This window comes from Kitasatospora sp. NPDC096140 (assembly GCF_040303045.1).
Lineage (GTDB): Bacteria > Actinomycetota > Actinomycetes > Streptomycetales > Streptomycetaceae > Kitasatospora.
This window is the reverse complement of sequence record NZ_JBEOUW010000030.1, coordinates 16544-32535: the sequence shown is the minus strand read 5'-3', so window position 1 is coordinate 32535 and position 15992 is coordinate 16544. Positions and strand designations below refer to the sequence as shown.

The following is a 15992-nucleotide window of genomic DNA, read 5'->3' as shown; positions in this document are numbered from 1 at the left end:
GGAGGGCCCGTACGGCGAGGAGCGTCGACGGCATGACGGAAGCACGGCGGAGCGAGCAGGACGGGGCGCTCGCCCGGGAGCTGGTCGCGATGATGGCCGAGGACGGGGCGAACGCCCGGTCGGCGAACAGCGCGGACCTGGCCGAGCAGGCGGCCTGGCGGCGGCTCACCGCCCGGCACGGCGACCGGCTCGCGGAGCTCATGGCGGAGCACGGCTGGCCGACCGAGCGGACCGTCGGCCCCGAGGCGGCGCGGGCGGCCTGGCTCGTCGCCCAGCACGCGGACCGGCAACTCGACGTCCAGCGGCGGGCGGTGGCGCTGATGGGCGAGGCCGTGGCGTGCGGCGAGGCGAGCCCGCGCGACCTCGCCTTCCTCCAGGACCGACTGGCCGTCAACGAGGGCCGTGAGCAGCGTTTCGGCACCCAGATCGGTGCGGTGACGGACGGTCGGCCGGTGCCGTGGCCGTGCGAGGAGCCTGAGCGGCTGGACGAGCGGCGCGCCGAGGTGGGCATCGAGCCGTTCGACGAGTACACCGCACGGTTCGCCCCACGCTGACCGGCAAGTCTGCCGGTCCGGATTGGCTCTTGCGCGCTGCCGCCCGGCCGTTTTGACTGGCCTCCGACGAGCACTGTCGGTCAATCGGCTGATCCCATGAGAGGACAACTCGGTGCAGGAGTACGCGGAGTACGGCGACCAGTACATCGACGGCTCTTGGCGGCCCTCCGGGGACCCCGGTTCGATCGCCGTGCTGAACCCCGCGACCGAGCAGGTGCTCGCCACCGTGCCGGCCGGTGGGACGGCCGACGTCGACGCGGCGGTGGCAGCGGCCCGCCGGGCCGCCCGGAGCTGGGCCGCGACCACCCGCGAGGAGCGGCTGGACCTGCTGACCCGGCTGCGGGACGGGCTCGCCGCCACACAGAACGAGATCACCGGGACGGTGGTCGCCGAGCTGGGCGCCCCGGTCGGCTTCACCGCCGCCGTGCACGCCGGGCTGCCGCTGACCGTGGCGACCTCCTACCTGACCCTGCTCGCCGAACACCCCTTCGAGGAGCGGATCGGCAACTCGGTGGTGCACGCCGAGCCGGCCGGGGTGGTCGCGGCGATCACGCCGTGGAACTACCCGCTGCACCAGATCGTCGCCAAGGTCGTCCCCGCGCTGGCGGCCGGCTGCCCGGTGGTCCTCAAGCCCGCCGAGCAAACCCCGCTGGTGGCCCGGCTGTTCGCCCGGCTGGTGCACGAGGCGGGCTTCCCGGCCGGCGTGTTCAACCTGGTCACCGGCACCGGGGAGGCGGCGGGCGCGGCGCTCGTCGCCCACCCGGAGGTGGACGTGGTCTCCTTCACCGGCTCCACCGCCGTCGGCCGGCAGGTCGCCGCGACGGCCGGCCGGGACCTCAAGCGGGTCGCCCTGGAGCTGGGGGGCAAGTCGGCCAACGTGGTGCTGCCGGGCTCCAACATCACCCGCGCGGTCAAGGCCAACGTCGCCGGGGTCTTCGCCAACTCGGGCCAGACCTGCAGCGCCTGGACCCGCCTGCTGGTCCACGAGGATCAGTACGAGGAGGCCGTCGCCCGGGCCGCCAAGGCCGCCGCCCAGTACGTGCCCGGCGACCCGACCGACCCGCAGACCCGGATCGGTCCGGTGGTCAGCGCCGAGCAGCTGGCCCGGGTGCGCGGCTACATCGACGGTGCGCTGGCCGAGGGCGCCCGGCTGGTCGTCGGCGGCTCGGAGCCGGTCGCCGAACTGCCCACCGGCTTCTACGTCCGCCCGACCGTGCTCGCCGACGTGAAGCCGGACATGGCGGTCGCCCAGGAGGAGGTCTTCGGCCCGGTCCTGGTGATCCTCGCCTACCGCGACGAGGACCACGCCGTCGAGCTCGCCAACGGCACCCCGTACGGCCTGGCCGGCGGCGTCTGGGCCCGCGACACCGACACCGCCGCCGCCTTCGCCCGCCGCCTCGACACCGGCCAGGTCGACCTCAACGGCGGGCGCTTCAACCCCCTCGCCCCCTTCGGCGGCTACAAGAACTCCGGCCTCGGGCGCGAACTGGGGCGCCACGGGCTGGAGGAGTTCCTGCAGTACAAGTCGCTGCAGTACTAGCCGCCGCACCGGGGCCGGACGTGGCCCGGGGCCGTCGGCGGAGGTGCCGGCGGCCCCGGACGTCCGGGTGCTGGGGGTGGTCCGGGTGCTCGGGGTGGTCCGGGTGCTCGGGGCTTTTCTGGCGTTGCCGGTGGTCCCGTTGGTTCAGGTGTTCCCGGCGTTCCCCGGCGTTCCCGGGCGTTCCCGGGCATTCCCGGGCGTTTCAGGCGTTCCCGGCGAGTGCGGCAGCCCGGGGTGCCGGTCAGACCAGGTCGACGCCCGGGTAGAGCGGGTACGGGGCGAGGAGGTCGGCGGCGCGCTTGGCGGTGGCGTCGCGCAGGGCCGGGTCGAGGCTGTAGCCGGCCTTGGACGGGGTGCCGTTGGCGGCGGTGGTGGGGGTGGTGGCGCGCAGGACGGTGTCGATCAGCTCGGCGATCTCGTCCATCTCGGCGACGCCGAGGCCGCGGGTGGTGAGGGCCGGGGTGCCGATCCGGATGCCGGAGGTGTACCACGCGCCGTTCGGGTCCTGCGGGACGGAGTTGCGGTTGGTGACGATGCCCGAGTCGAGCAGCGCCGCCTCGGCCTGGCGGCCGGTCAGGCCGTAGCCGGAGACGTCGGCGAGCACGAGGTGGTTGTCGGTGCCGCCGGTGACCAGCGTGCCGCCGCGGCGCAGCAGGCCCTCGGCGAGCGCCCGGGCGTTGTCGACGACGGCGTGGGCGTAGGCCTGGAACTCGGGGCGGCGGGCCTCGGCGAAGGCGACGGCCTTGGCGGCCATGACGTGCGAGAGCGGGCCGCCGAGCACCAGCGGGCAGCCGCGGTCGACGTGTTCGGCCAGTTCGGCGGTGCAGAGCACCATGCCGCCGCGCGGGCCGCGCAGGGACTTGTGGGTGGTCGTGGTGACGATGTGGGCGTGCCGGACGGGGTCGTGGTCGCCGGTCAGCACCTTGCCCGCGACCAGGCCGGCGAAGTGCGCCATGTCGACCATCAGGGTGGCACCGACCTCGTCCGCGATCTCGCGCATGGTGCGGAAGTCCACCAGCCGCGGGTACGCGGAGTAGCCCGCCACGATGATCAGCGGGCGGAACTCGCGGGCGGTCTCGCGCAGCGCGTCGTAGTCGATCAGGCCGGTGACCGGGTCGGTGCCGTAGCTGCGCTGCTCGAACATCTTCCCCGAGATGTTGGGGCGGAAGCCGTGGGTGAGGTGGCCGCCGGTGTCCAGGGACATGCCGAGCATGCGCTGGTTGCCGAGCTCGTGGCGCAGCTTCGCCCAGTCCTCCTCGGTGAGGTCGTTGACGTTGCGGACCTCGGACCGCTCCAGGGCCGGGCTCTCGACCCGCTGGGAGAGGACGGCCCAGAAGGCGGTGAGGTTGGCGTCGATGCCGGAGTGCGGCTGGACGTAGGCGTGGTCGGCGCCGAACAGCTCGCGGGCGTGCTCGGCGGCGATGGCCTCGACGGTGTCGACGTTGCGGCAGCCCGCGTAGAAGCGGCGGCCGACGGTGCCCTCGGCGTACTTGTCGCTGAGCCAGTTGCCCATGGCGAGGAGGACGGCCGGGGAGGCGTAGTTCTCGCTGGCGATCAGCTTGAGCGAGGCGCGCTGGTCGGCGAGTTCCCGGCCGATGGCGGCGGCGATCCGCGGTTCGACGCCGGCGACCACGTCGAGGGCGCTGCGGAACGCGGTGTCGGCGGCGGGGGTCGCGGCGGTGTGGGGCTGCTGGGCCAAGGCGGTCTCCTGGTGGGGATTGCGGATGGCCCAGGCGCTCGGCAACTTCACGTGAGGTTTCACGAGGCCGCTTCCCGATGGTTGATTCCATCCCTACGCGCCAGTCGCAGCCCACCGGAATCGTAGCAACATCGGAGGGACTGTGGCGGAGGTCTCAGAATGCGGAACGGCCGGTCCGGTTTCATCGGATATGTCCGTTCCTCTGCAACGCCACTGTTTCGGCGAAATGAAGCCGCCACAATTCCCGAAACAGTCCCGCAGGAATTCCCCGGAGAGCCGTCGGAAGCGATTTGCGGAACGTCGGACGCATCCGATCGAATGGCGCTCGAACGGCCCCGGGAAACCCCCGGATGCCGTACCGGAAATGCACACCAGCACACCCCCACCCACGGGGCGGCGGAGAATTCGGGGGTCATGCCTCATGGCAGCGGTCGACACAGTCCCAGTCCGCGCGGCCGGGCCCGCGGCCCCCGCGACCCCGGGCCTGCTCCGCCGGCTCCTGCGGGACCGGGTCGGTGCCGCCGCACTGGCCGTCGTCCTGCTGTTCCTGCTGCTCGCCGCGGCGGCCCCGCTGATCGCCGCGCTGTACGGGCGGAATCCGGTCGAGCACTACGGCCAGAACACTCCGGGCCTGCTCAGTGACGGCGGCCTGCCGATGCTGCCGAACGGCGGGATCTCCGGCGACTTCTGGTTCGGCCTGGAGCCCGGACTCGGCCGGGACGTCCTCACCCAGCTGCTGTACGGCATCCGCACCTCACTGTTGATCGCTCTCGCCGCCGCCACCGTGACCACCGCCCTGGGCGTCCTGGCCGGTGTCGCGGTCGGCTATCTCGGCGGAATCGCGGACCGGCTGTTCGGATTCCTCGCCCATGTGCTGCTGGCCTTTCCGACACTGCTCCTGCTGCTCGCGCTCAGCCCGGTCATCGAGTCCCGACTGGTCGATCCGGGCACCGCGGAACCGGAGTGGATGCAGTTCCTGGTGCTGGTCCTGGTTTTCTCCGCGTTCGGCTGGATTCCGCTCGCGCTTTCCCTGCGGGCCGCCGTGCGCTCGCTCCGGGAAAGGGATTTCGTGCAGTCCGCCCGGGCCCAGGGCGCGAGCCGCTTCCACGTCGTCGTCCGCGAACTGCTGCCGAACGTCCGGTCGCAGCTCCTGGTGCACGCCACCATGGCAGTGCCGACGTACGTCGCCTCCGAGGCCGCGCTGTCCTTCCTCGGCGTCGGCATCACCGAGCCCGTCCCGGACTGGGGGCGGATGATCTCGCGCGGCTCCGAGGTCTTCCGGGCCGACCCGACGTACCTGGCCTTCCCCGGGGTGGCACTGCTGCTCTTCGTGATCGCCTTCAACCTGCTCGGCGACGCCGTCCGGGACGCGCTGGACCCGCGCTCCGGCACCCGCTGAGCGATCCGCGGCCCCTGCTCCGCCTTTCCTTTCCTTTCCGCTCCCTTCCGTTCTGTTCTGTTCCGTTACGCCCTTCCGTCCGTTCCCGTTCGTCACCCGAACCCTCCCGGCGCGATCCGCCGGGGCGAGGAGAGATTCGCCATGCGCTGGACCCGACCGTCCCTCGCCGTCATCGCCACCGCCCTGCTGGCGACCTCCTGCTCGGCCGGCGCGGGCAGCACCGGCTCCGCCGGCACCGGGACCTCCGCCAAGGAGACCTCCCCGCTGACCGCCGCGCTCGGCACCGAGCAGGAGAGCGCCGGCCCCGCCCCCGCCGTCCCGGGCGCCCGCGCGGGCGGAACGGTCAACGTGTACAACAGCGTCGAGTTCCGCCACCTCGACCCGCAAAAGGTCTACGCCGGGGCCACCTACAACGCCTCGCTGCTCTGGGGACGGCAACTGACGCAGTATCAGGTCGTCGACGGCAAGGCCAAGTTGGTCGGCGACCTGGCCACCGACACCGGCACCCCGACCGACGGCGGGCGCACCTGGACCTACCGGCTCAAGCAGGGCGTGGCCTGGGAGGACGGCAAGCCGATCACCGCCCAGGACGTCAGGTACGGCATCGAGCGCACCTTCGGCAAGGGCTACGAGGTCGGCCCGCCCTACTGGCCGCAGTGGCTCACCGGCGCGGCCGACTACGAGGCGGCGCGGGCCGCGTACAAGGGCCCGCAGGACGGCGACCTGGCCGCGATCGAGACGCCGGACGAGCGCACCGTCGTCTTCCACTTCCCGCAGCCGCAGGCCGACGTGCCGTACATGGCCGCGCAGTCCTCCTCCTCACCGGTGCGCCGGGACAAGGACACCGGGACGGACTACGACCGGCAGCCGTTCGCCACCGGCCCGTACCGGATCGTCGAGCACGTCCAGAACACCCGCATGGTGCTGGAGCGCAATCCGGCCTGGAAGCCCGAGACCGACCCGATCCGCAACCAGTACCCGGAGCGGTTCGTCTTCACGTACGGCAAGGAGGCGCTCAACCTCAACCAGGAGATCCTCTCCGGACGGGACGGCGGCGCCGACGCCACCACGGCCGCCGACACCCTCTCCCCCGAGCTGTACCAGACGACCGACACCGACCCGAAGGCCCGCGAGCTGGTCGTCTCCGGCCGGCAGGGCGCCTTCGTCACCCAGCTGGTGATCAACAACGAGCGGGTGCCGGACGTCGAGGTCCGCAAGGCACTGCACCTGGCCTACCCGCGCCAGCAGGCCCGCCAGGTCCAGGGCGGCGCCCGCACCGGCGAACTCGCCACCACGCTCAGCTCGCCCGCGCTGATCGACTGGCAGAAGTACGACCTGTACCCGGCCAAGCCCGAGGGCGACCCGGAGGCGGCCAGGGCCGAGCTCGCCAAGGCCAAGCAGGCCCCGGGCAGCCTGACCTACGCGTACAGGAACACGCCGAACGGGCAGCGCGTCGCGCAGGTGCTGGTCGACGGCTTCGCCAAGGCGGGGATCACCGTCGTGCCCAAGCCGATCGACCCCAAGGCCTTCCTGGACGAGGTGCACCGCGCCGACTCCCCGTACGACCTGTTCGAGGAGACCTCGTCGGTCGACTGGCCCACGCCGTCCACGCTGGTCCCGTTCTCCTTCGACGGGCGCGCCGGCGGCGACATCAACTCCGCGCGCTACCGCAATCCGACGGTGGACGCGGAGATCGACCGGATCAACCGGATCGGCGAGCCGCGCGCCAAGGCCAAGGAGCTGTACGCGCTGGAGCAGACGGTGATGAAGGACGTGCCGGTGCTGCCGTTCGCCTACCCGACCGTCAGCCAGCTGCACGGCAGCAACGTCGGCGGGGCGTTCATCCACCCGATCTACGGGACGGTGTCGCTGGCCTGGCTGTACCTGAAGTCCTGAAGCTCTGAAGTCCGAAGGCCTCAAGTCCTGAGGTCTTGAGGCCTTCGGGCCTTGAGGTCCCGCCGTCTCCTTCCCCTGCCACCCCTCCCCCGGATCGGCCATGCTCTCCTTCGTCCTGCGGCGGACCGCCCAGGCCCTCGCCGTCCTGGTCGCGGTCTCCGCCGCCGCCTTCGCCCTCTTCTACGCCGCGCCCGCCGACCCGGCCCGCGCCGCCTGCGGTCCGCGCTGCGACAGCGGGCAGGTCGCAGCGGTGCGCCGGAGCATGGGCCTGGACCAGCCGCTCGTCGCCCAGTACACCGACTACCTGGCCGGGATCGTCGCCGGCCGGGACATCGACGACGTGGACGGCTCGACCATCCACTGCGCCGCACCCTGCCTCGGCTACTCCTACCGGCTGCACCAGCCGGTCAGCGAGGCCCTGGCCGACCACCTGCCGGTCACCTTCTCGCTGACCGCCGGGGCCCTGGCCGTCCTGCTGGTGCTCGGCCTCGGCACCGGATTCGTCTCCGCGCTGCGGCACGGACGGCGGACCGACCGGCTGCTCTCCGGCTTCACCCTGGTCGGCGCCAGCGTGCAGATCTACTTCCTCGGGTACATCGCGCAGTGGCTCCTGGTCTACTCCACCGGCCTGCTGCCGCTGCCCTCCTACACCCCGCCGGGCGAGGACCCGGCGGCCTGGGCGGGCGGGATGCTGCTCCCCTGGATCGTCCTCGGCTTCGTCAACTCGGCCGTCTTCGCACGGCTTTCGCGCTCGCAGCTGCTGGAGACGATGAACGAGGAGTACGTCCGCACGGCCCGCGGCAAGGGGCTCGGGCGGCTGCGCGCCCACCTCAAGTACACCTCGCGCGGCGCCGCCGGGCCGCTGGTGCAGCTGCTCGGCCTGGAGGCCGGGGCGCTGCTCGGCGGGGCGGTGATCACCGAGACGGTGTTCGGGCTGAACGGGGTCGGGCGGTTCGCCGCGCAGGCCGTCGCCGGGCAGGACCTGCCCGCCGTCGTCGGCACGGTGCTGCTGGCCGCCTGCTTCGTGGTGCTGTTCGTCGCGCTGGCCGACCTCGCGGTGGCCTGGCTCGACCCGCGTGTCCGGCTGAGCTGAGGGGAACGGTTCGATGAAGTCCACTGCCACGAGGGCCGCCGGCACGAGGGTCGCCGGCACGAGGTCCGTCGGCACGGCCACTGCCACTGCCGCCGACACGGGTGTCGGCGCCGACGGTGCCGTGCCGGGTCTCGACCGGAGCACGGCCGAGCCGGTGCTGAGCGTCCGCGACCTGACCGTCAGCTTCGCCGACCCACGCGGCGGCCCGCCGGTGACCGCCGTCCAAGGGCTGTCCTTCGACCTCGCCCCGGGTGAAGTCCTGGGCCTGGTCGGCGAATCGGGCTCGGGCAAGTCGACGGTCGGCCTCGCCGTCCTCGGCCTGCACGACCCGCGCACCACCACCGTCTCCGGTTCGATCCGGCTGGGCGGACAGGAGCTGGTCGGTGCCGGGGAGGCGACGCTGCGCGCGGTGCGGGGCGGCCGGGCCGCCCTGGTCTTCCAGGACGCGCTCACCTCGCTCAGCCCCTTCCACGGTGTCGGCGCCCAACTCGCCGAGGCGTACCGCCTGCACCACCCCGGGGCGGGCCGCGCCGAAGCCCGTCGGCGGGCGGTGGAGATGCTCGACCGGGTCGGCATCCCGGCGGCCCGGGTGCGCGACCACCCGCACCGGTTCTCGGGCGGGATGCGGCAACGCGTGATGATCGCGATGGCGCTGATGAACGACCCGCAGCTGCTGATCGCCGACGAGCCGACCACCGCCCTGGACGCCCGCGTCCAGCGGCAGGTCCTCGACCTGCTGGGCGAGTTGCAGCGCGAGCACGGCACCGCGGTGCTGCTGGTCAGCCACGACCTGGGCGTGGTGGCCGGCACGACGGACCGCACGCTGGTGCTGCGCGGCGGCGTCCGGGTCGAGTCCGCGCCGACCGCCGACCTGCTGGCCGCACCGCGCGAGCCGTACACCCGGGCGCTGGTGGGAGCGGCGCTCCGCCTCGACTCCGTACCCGGCACGGCTCTGCCGACAGTCGACGACCCGTCACCTCGGCGGTCGTTCCGGCCGAGGGTCGTCGAGCGGCCCGCGCGGTGGCTGGTCGAGGTGGACGACCTCACCGTGCACTTCCCCGGGCGGCGGCGCCTCCCCGGCCTGCGGGCCGAGCCGGTCCGGGCGGTCGAGGGCGTGGGCCTGCGGATCGCGCCCGGCGAGACGGTCGGCCTGGTCGGCGAGTCGGGCTCCGGCAAGTCCACCACCTCGCGGGTCCTGGCCGGCCTGCAACGACCCACCGGCGGACGGGTCTCGTACGACGGCCGGGACGTCACCCGCCCGGACCGGGAGCTGCGGCGCCGCCTCGGCCGCGAGATCCAGCTGGTCTTCCAGGACCCGTACGCCTCGCTCAATCCGCGCCGCACCGTCGCCCAGACCCTCGACACCCCGCTGCGCCTGCACACCCCGCTGACCGCGCCCGAACGGCGGGAGCGCTCCGCCGAACTGCTGGAGCAGGTCGGACTGGAGGCCGCGCACCTGGACCGCTACCCGCACGAGTTCTCCGGCGGGCAGCGCCAGCGGATCGGCATCGCCCGGGCCCTGGCGCCCCGGCCGCGGCTGATCATCGCGGACGAGCCGGTCTCGGCGCTCGACGTGTCGGTGCAGGCGCAGGTGCTCAACCTGTTGATGGAGCTGCGCGAACGCCTCGGCGTGGCCTTCCTGTTCGTCTCCCACGACCTGGCCGTGGTCCGGCACTTCTGCGACCGGGTGGCGGTGATGCACGGGGGCCGGCTGGTGGAGTCCACCGACCGGGACCGGCTGTTCGCCGCGCCGCACACCGACTACACCCGGGAGCTGCTGGCGTCGGCGCACTGAGGGCGCGGGGGTGGAGGCGGCGGGGACACGGGAGCAGCGGGGACACGGGGGGAGGCGGCGGCAAAAGGGTTGGCACGATCGACGGCGGGTGGATCATGATCCAGCCCTGTCAGGTCCGACCGGAGAGCAAGGTGCGACGAACATGGTGAACACGACGAATGCGGCGGACACGGCGAGCGGCAACGGGGCGCCCGTGGACGAGGAGCTCGTCGCGGCGGCGCTGGAGGTGGCGCGGCGGTACGCGCGGGGTGACAACCACACCGTGGCGGCGGCCGGGCGCAATGCCGACGGGCGGATCGTCACCGCCCTGAACGCCTACCACTTCACCGGCGGGCCGTGCGCCGAGCTGGTGCTCATCGGCGCGGCGGCCGGGCAGGGGGCGTACGAGCTCACCACCGTCGTGGCGGTCGGCGACCGGGAGCGCGGGGTGATCCCGCCGTGCGGGCGCTGCCGCCAGGTGCTGTTGGACTACTTCCCGGAGGTGCGGATCGTCGTCGGGCAGGGGGCCGACCTGCGTACCGTGCCGGTGGCGGACCTGCTGCCGGAGACGTACGTCTGGGCCGACCACCAGGTCGACTGAGGGCTGCGGGGCGCGGGGCGGCACGGCCCTGCGTTCGCCCTTCGTTCGGCTGCGCGAGCGCGACCCGAGGCGTTAGCGTGCAGGCGATGTGACGTAGGAGACCCAGGAACCGCCAGCCGAGGGGACACATTGTCGGACGACCTTCTCATCGCAAAGATCAACCACGGCTTCGACCACCTCGACGCCGACGGCGACGGCCTCATCACCGAACGGGACCACGTCCTGATGGGCCACTCGGTGGCCCGCTCGCTCGGGCACCAGGAGGGCTCGGAGGCGGAAGCCGTCATCGTCCGCGCCTACCTGACGATCTGGCACGACCTGCACCTCGCCCGGCTGCCCGCCGGCACCGAGGCGATCACCCGGCAGCAGTTCGTCGTCTCGACCGGCTCGCTCGTCGACGACCCCGAGGCCGCCCGGGACATCCTCGGGGCACTCGCCGAGGCCTTCCTCGCCGTCGCCGACGCCGACCGCAGCGGAACGGTGGACGCCGGCGAGTTCTTCGTCTTCCAGCGCGGCCACTTCGCCGGCCTGTGCCGCGACGACGCCGACGAGGCCTTCCGCCACCTCGACACCGACGGCGACGGCGTGCTGTCCGCGACCGAGTTCACCAACGCGATCATCGAGTACTGGACCAGCCGCGACCCCGACGCACCCGGCAACTGGTGGACGGGGAAGCCCCCGCACGCCTTCTGAGCCGGGCCTCGGCCCCGCGCCTCCGACCTGCACGAACCCGGGGCCGCCCCCGCGAGCCGGAAGCTCGGGGGCGGCCCCGCGACCGTCACCCCGACGGCGGCTCGTCACCTCACCGACGCCCGGACACGCCCTTCGCCGGAGGCGTCGACGACGGACCGCGCCGCGGCCGCCGGCTGACGCTCACCACCAGGCAGACGCCCACGACCACGATCGCCCCGCCCGCCAGGGTGGGGCCGGTCAGCGGCTCGGCCAGGATCAGCCAGCCCAGCAGCACGGCGACCACCGGGTTCACGTACGCGTAGGTGGCGACCAGTGTCAGCGGCGCCGAGCGCAGCAGCCAGGCGTACGCGGTGAAGGCGAGCAGCGAGCCGAACAGCACCAGGTAGGCGAGGGCCAGCCAGGAGCGGCCGGAGACGGCTGCCGGGTCCAGCCCGTGCTGCTCGCCGCGGACCAGGCCGATCACCAGATCGCAGAGGCCGCCGGCCAGCATCTGGTAGGCGCTCGCGGCCAGCACGTTGCCCGGCATCGGGACCTTCTTGCTCGCGAACGAGCCGGACGCCCAGAGCAGCGTGGCGCAGATGATCAGGATCACGCCGAGCGGCTCGACGGACCCGCCGATCGCCGGGGCCGAGAGCACCCCGAGGCCGACCAGCCCGAGCAGCACACCGACGAGTTCGGCCGGCTTCGGACGCTCGCCGCCGAAGGACGTCAGCACCACCATCCACAGCGGGACGGCGGCCACCAGCAGGGCCGCCAGGCCGGACGGGACGGAGGTCTCGCCCAGGACCACCAGTCCGTTCCCGCCGGTCAGCAGCAGCACGCCGACCAGGGCGGAGGAGGCCAGCTGGCGCCCGCTCACCTTCAGCCCGGCCGGGCCCTGACGCACCAGCAGGTAGCCGGTCAGCAGGAGCCCTGCCACGAGGAAGCGGGCGGCGGCGGAGAGGAAGGAGGGCATCGTCTCCACCGCGATCCGGATCGCCAGGTAGGTCGAGCCCCAGACGACGTAGACCACGGCGAGCGCGAGCCAGACCGCGCCGCCCAGGCGAGCGGCCGGGCGGGCGTCCTTGAGCAGGGAGGGGACGGCGTCGCCCAGCGGGGAGGGGACGGCGTCGTCGACCGGGGTGGCGGCGGCGTCGCCCAGCGGGGAGGGAACGGCGTCGTCGACCGGGGTGGGGATGGCGTCGGACGGCGGGTCGGGGGTGGTGGCCGGTTGTGAGGAAGCGGGCGGTGTCATGTGTGTCCCCCTTGAATGGTGCTGGCCGAACATCCGATATGACAGCGCATCGACGGCCCGGTGCGCCAGTCGGTATCACGAATCGGACCGGAGCACGTACCGTGGGCGCTCCCCAGCCAGGAGGTCGAACCCGTGTCCGCATCCGACGAGGACCTGCCCTTCTTCGTCTACGGAACCCTGCGCAGCGGCGGCCGCAACCACGCGGTGCACCTGGCCGGACGCTGTGCGGACATCCGCCCGGCGGTGCTGGAGGGCGCCGCGCTGCACGCGGGCCCCGGCTTCCCGTACGCGCTGCTCGATGCGAGGCCCGGGCGCCGGATCCTGGGCGAGCTGATCACCGTACGCCCGGGCGCGTACGCCGGAGCACTGGCGGACCTGGACGTGCTGGAGGAGTGCCGGGCGGACGGAACCGGACTGTACGTGCGGCGGCGGCTGGCGGTGCGGACGGCGGCGGGCGGGTCGCGGGACGCGTGGGTCTACCTCGCCGGGCCGGCCGTGGCGGCGCGGCTCCGGGAGCGGCCGGCGCTGATCGCGTCGGGGGACTGGGCGGACAGGTGACGCGTGACAGGTGACAGGTGACAGGTGACAGCTTTCAGATTTCAGCGAACAGAGTTTGAAATCTGTCAGCTGTTCTCCGTCGCCCGCCGGCAGTCGGCTGACCCCCCGGACCCGCCCGGATACCGCCAGGTAGGCTGCCCCGACCAGCAGGATCGCTGGACCCCGGACCGAACGACGAGGAGCCACCCGGTGCCCGAGCTGCCACCCCCGATCACCGTCGTCGGGATCGGGGCCGACGGCTGGCCCGGCCTCGCCGCCACCTCCCGGGCCGCGCTGCGGGACGCCGAGGTGGTCGTCGGCGGCCCCCGCCAACTGGACCTCCTCCCCGCGGACGAGGTCACCGCCGAGCGCGTCCCCTGGCCGTCCCCGCTGCGCCCCGCCGTCCCCGCCCTGTTCGCCGCCCACGCCGACCGCCGCGTCGCCGTCCTGGCCAGCGGCGACCCGATGTTCTACGGCATCGGCCGCACCCTCGCCGAGACCCTCGGCGCCGAGCGGCTGCGCGTCCTGCCGCACCCCTCCTCCGTCTCCCACGCCTGCGCCCGGCTCGGCTGGCCGCTGGAGGCGACCGAGGTGGTCAGCCTGGTCGGCCGCCCGCTGGACACCCTCGCGCTCACCCTCCACCCCGGCCGCCGCCTGCTGGTGCTCAGCGCCGACGCCGCCACCCCGGCCGCCGTCGCCGCGCTGCTCACCGCGCGCGGCTACGGAACCGCCCGACTGCGGGTCCTCGAACAGCTCGGCTCCCCCGCCGAACGGCACCTGGACGGCCCGGCCGACGGCTGGCCGCACCCGCCCGGCGACGCACTGAACCTCATCGCCGTCGACCTCGGCGACGGCCCCCGCAGCTCCCTCGTCCCCGGCCTGCCCGACGCCGCGTACGAGAGCGACGGACAGCTCACCAAGCGCCACGTCCGCGCCGCCACCCTCGCCACGCTCGCCCCCTCCCCCGGCGAGCTGCTCTGGGACGTCGGCGGCGGCTCGGGCTCGATCGCCATCGAGTGGCTGCGCGCCCACCGCGACTGCCAGGCCGTCAGCGTCGAGCGCGACCCGGTGCGCGCCGAGCGGATCACCCGCAACGCCGCCGCGCTCGGCGTGCCCCGACTGCGCGTGGTGACCGGCCGCGCCCCCGCCGCGCTCGCCGAACTCCCCACCCCCGACGCCGTGTTCATCGGCGGCGGCCTCACCGCGCCCGGCCTGCTGGACGGTTGCTGGGCCGCACTGCGGCCGGGCGGCCGGCTGGTCGCCAACACCGTGACCCTGGAGTCCGAGGCGCTGCTCACCGAGTGGTACCGGCGGCACGGCGGCGAGCTCGTCAAGCTGGCCGTCGCCCACGCCGTCCCGGTGGGCGGCTTCACCGGCTGGCGCCAGGCCATGCCGGTCACCCAGTGGTCCGCCGTCAAACCCGAAACCGGCACGCCCAACACCCGCCAGGAGGACGCCTCGTGACCGTCTACTTCATCGGAGCCGGCCCGGGTGCCGCCGACCTGATCACCTTGCGCGCCCAGCGGCTCCTGGCCCGCGCCGAGGTCTGCCTGTACGCCGGCAGCCTCGTCCCGGAGGAGCTCCTGGCCGAGTGCCCGCCCGGCGCCCGCCTGGTCGACACCGCCAACCTGACCCTGGACACGATCATCGACGAGATGACCAGCGCGTCCGACCAGGGCAAGGACGTGGCCCGGCTGCACTCCGGCGACCCGTCCGTCTTCTCCGCGGTCGCCGAGCAGATGCGCCGCCTGGACGCGGTGGGCATCCCGTACGAGGTCGTCCCCGGCGTGCCCGCCTTCGCCGCCGCCGCGGCCGCGCTGAAGCGGGAGTTGACCGTGCCGACCGTCGGCCAGACCGTCATCCTCACCCGGATCGCCAAGCGCGCCACGCCCATGCCCGAGGGCGAGGACCTCGCCACCCTCGGCCGCAGCGGCGCCCTGCTGGTGCTGCACCTGGCCGCCGGGTACGTGGACGACGTGGTCGAGCAGCTGCTCCCGCACTACGGCGCCGACTGCCCGGCCGCCGTCGTCGCGATGGCCAGCCGCCCGGACGAGCTGGTGCTGCGCGGCACCGTCGGCGACATCGCCGGGCAGGTCAAGGCGGCGGGCGTGGTCCGCACCGCCGTCATCCTCGTCGGCCGGACGCTGGCCGCCGAACAGTTCCGCGACAGCCACCTCTACTCGGCGGACCGCGAGCGGCCGCACGAGCCCTGCGGGTCGTGATGCGCCACCTGCTCGTCCTCGGCGGGACGACGGAGGGCCGGGAGCTGGCCGCCGCCCTCGACGGCCGACCGGCCCTGCGGGTCACCAGCTCGCTGGCCGGCCGGGTCGCCAACCCCCGACTGCCCGCCGGGGAGGTGCGGATCGGCGGGTTCGGCGGCCCGGAGGGTCTGGCCGACTGGCTGCGCGCCGAGCGGGTGGACGCCGTCGTCGACGCCACCCACCCGTTCGCGGCCGGCATGTCGCAGAACGCGGCCCTCGCGGCGGCCGCCACCGGCGTACCGCTGCTGGTGCTCCGCCGCCCCGGCTTCACCCCCGTGGAGGGGGACCGCTGGCTCCCCGTCCCCTCGCTCGCCGCGGCGGCCGACCTGCTGCCGCGGCGCGGTGAGCGGGTCCTGCTCACCACGGGACGGCAGGGCATCGCCGCGTTCGCCCACGTCGACGGGGTGCACTTCATCGCCCGCTCGGTCGACCCGCCCGAACCGCCGCTGCCGCCCTCCTTCGAAGTCCTGCTGGACCGCGGCCCGTTCACGGTCCAGGGCGAGGAGGCGCTGTTGCGCGCGCACCGCATCGACGTCCTGGTCACCAAGGACAGCGGCGGCGCCGCGACCGCGCCCAAGCTGACCGCCGCCCGCGGGCTCCGGCTGCCCGTCGTCATCGTGGAGCGCCCCCCGGTGCCGGACGGCGTGCCGGTCGTTCCGGACGTGGCGGGCGCGGTGCACTGGCTGGAGCAGCTCGGCTGAGTCCGGTCCG

At 73.8% G+C, this 15992-nt stretch carries 14 protein-coding genes and 1 riboswitch; of the genes, 12 read left to right on the top strand and 2 right to left on the bottom strand.

What is annotated here, in order from left to right; all coding sequences use genetic code 11:
* Window positions 1–32 precede the first annotated feature (32 nt).
* Together ABT048_RS27585 and ABT048_RS27580 are read left to right on the top strand one after the other, a co-directional pair.
* On the top strand, window positions 33–554 hold the full coding sequence (locus ABT048_RS27585; protein WP_502894084.1) for a DUF6624 domain-containing protein: 522 nt from the start codon (window positions 33–35) through the stop codon (window positions 552–554).
* A gap of 112 nt (window positions 555–666) precedes the next feature.
* Window positions 667–2094, top strand: a complete 1428-nt coding sequence (locus ABT048_RS27580) for an aldehyde dehydrogenase family protein (RefSeq protein WP_350524215.1) — start codon at window positions 667–669, stop codon at window positions 2092–2094.
* A 241-nt stretch (window positions 2095–2335) separates the two neighbouring features.
* Here ABT048_RS27580 and ABT048_RS27575 read toward each other — a convergent pair whose 3' ends face one another.
* Window positions 2336–3793, bottom strand: coding sequence for a glycine hydroxymethyltransferase (locus ABT048_RS27575; RefSeq protein WP_350524214.1), 1458 nt, complete (start codon window positions 3791–3793; stop codon window positions 2336–2338).
* Between the two features lie 21 nt (window positions 3794–3814).
* Window positions 3815–3911, bottom strand: a riboswitch (ZMP/ZTP riboswitch).
* Window positions 3912–4214: 303 nt separating this feature from the next.
* Between ABT048_RS27575 and ABT048_RS27570 the strand changes: the two genes are divergently transcribed.
* The 6 genes from ABT048_RS27570 to ABT048_RS27545 all read left to right on the top strand — a co-directional run bounded on the left by ABT048_RS27570 (window position 4215) and on the right by ABT048_RS27545 (window position 11249).
* A complete protein-coding gene (locus ABT048_RS27570) occupies window positions 4215–5192 on the top strand; it encodes an ABC transporter permease (RefSeq protein WP_350524213.1) in 978 nt (325 codons plus the stop codon).
* Window positions 5193–5333: 141 nt separating this feature from the next.
* Window positions 5334–7088: an ABC transporter substrate-binding protein gene (locus ABT048_RS27565; protein WP_350524212.1), complete on the top strand. Its 1755-nt coding sequence runs from the start codon at window positions 5334–5336 to the stop codon at window positions 7086–7088.
* A 100-nt stretch (window positions 7089–7188) separates the two neighbouring features.
* Window positions 7189–8181 carry an ABC transporter permease gene (locus tag ABT048_RS27560; RefSeq protein WP_350524211.1) on the top strand — a complete coding sequence of 331 codons (993 nt, stop codon included), beginning with the start codon at window positions 7189–7191 and terminating at the stop codon, window positions 8179–8181.
* Between the two features lie 13 nt (window positions 8182–8194).
* Window positions 8195–9976: a dipeptide ABC transporter ATP-binding protein gene (locus tag ABT048_RS27555; RefSeq protein ID WP_350524210.1), complete on the top strand. Its 1782-nt coding sequence runs from the start codon at window positions 8195–8197 to the stop codon at window positions 9974–9976.
* 142 nt (window positions 9977–10118) lie between these two features.
* Window positions 10119–10556 (top strand): cytidine deaminase family protein, encoded by a 438-nt coding sequence (locus ABT048_RS27550; protein ID WP_350524209.1) that lies wholly within the window; start codon window positions 10119–10121, stop codon window positions 10554–10556.
* Window positions 10557–10685: 129 nt separating this feature from the next.
* Window positions 10686–11249 carry an EF-hand domain-containing protein gene (locus tag ABT048_RS27545; RefSeq protein WP_350524208.1) on the top strand — a complete coding sequence of 188 codons (564 nt, stop codon included), beginning with the start codon at window positions 10686–10688 and terminating at the stop codon, window positions 11247–11249.
* Between the two features lie 109 nt (window positions 11250–11358).
* On the opposite strand, the gene ABT048_RS27540 is transcribed toward ABT048_RS27545, so the two are convergent.
* The gene (locus ABT048_RS27540) at window positions 11359–12483 is read right to left on the bottom strand and encodes an EamA family transporter (RefSeq protein WP_350524207.1); all 1125 of its coding nucleotides are present in this window, start codon (window positions 12481–12483) and stop codon (window positions 11359–11361) included.
* Between the two features lie 132 nt (window positions 12484–12615).
* On the opposite strand from ABT048_RS27540, the gene ABT048_RS27535 reads away from it, so the two are divergent.
* The 4 genes from ABT048_RS27535 (at window position 12616) to ABT048_RS27520 (ending at window position 15982) form a co-directional block, all read left to right on the top strand.
* The gene (locus tag ABT048_RS27535) at window positions 12616–13041 is read left to right on the top strand and encodes a gamma-glutamylcyclotransferase family protein (RefSeq protein WP_350524206.1); all 426 of its coding nucleotides are present in this window, start codon (window positions 12616–12618) and stop codon (window positions 13039–13041) included.
* A 189-nt stretch (window positions 13042–13230) separates the two neighbouring features.
* Complete coding sequence (gene cbiE / locus ABT048_RS27530) at window positions 13231–14484, top strand: precorrin-6y C5,15-methyltransferase (decarboxylating) subunit CbiE (protein ID WP_350524205.1); 1254 nt, start codon at window positions 13231–13233, stop codon at window positions 14482–14484.
* Complete coding sequence (cobM, locus tag ABT048_RS27525) at window positions 14481–15242, top strand: precorrin-4 C(11)-methyltransferase (RefSeq protein WP_350524204.1); 762 nt, start codon at window positions 14481–14483, stop codon at window positions 15240–15242. Before cbiE ends, cobM begins: the two co-directional genes overlap by 4 nt.
* Window positions 15242–15982: a cobalt-precorrin-6A reductase gene (locus ABT048_RS27520; RefSeq protein ID WP_402806536.1), complete on the top strand. Its 741-nt coding sequence runs from the start codon at window positions 15242–15244 to the stop codon at window positions 15980–15982. The genes cobM and ABT048_RS27520 overlap by 1 nt, the downstream gene beginning before the upstream one ends.
* Window positions 15983–15992 lie beyond the last annotated feature (10 nt).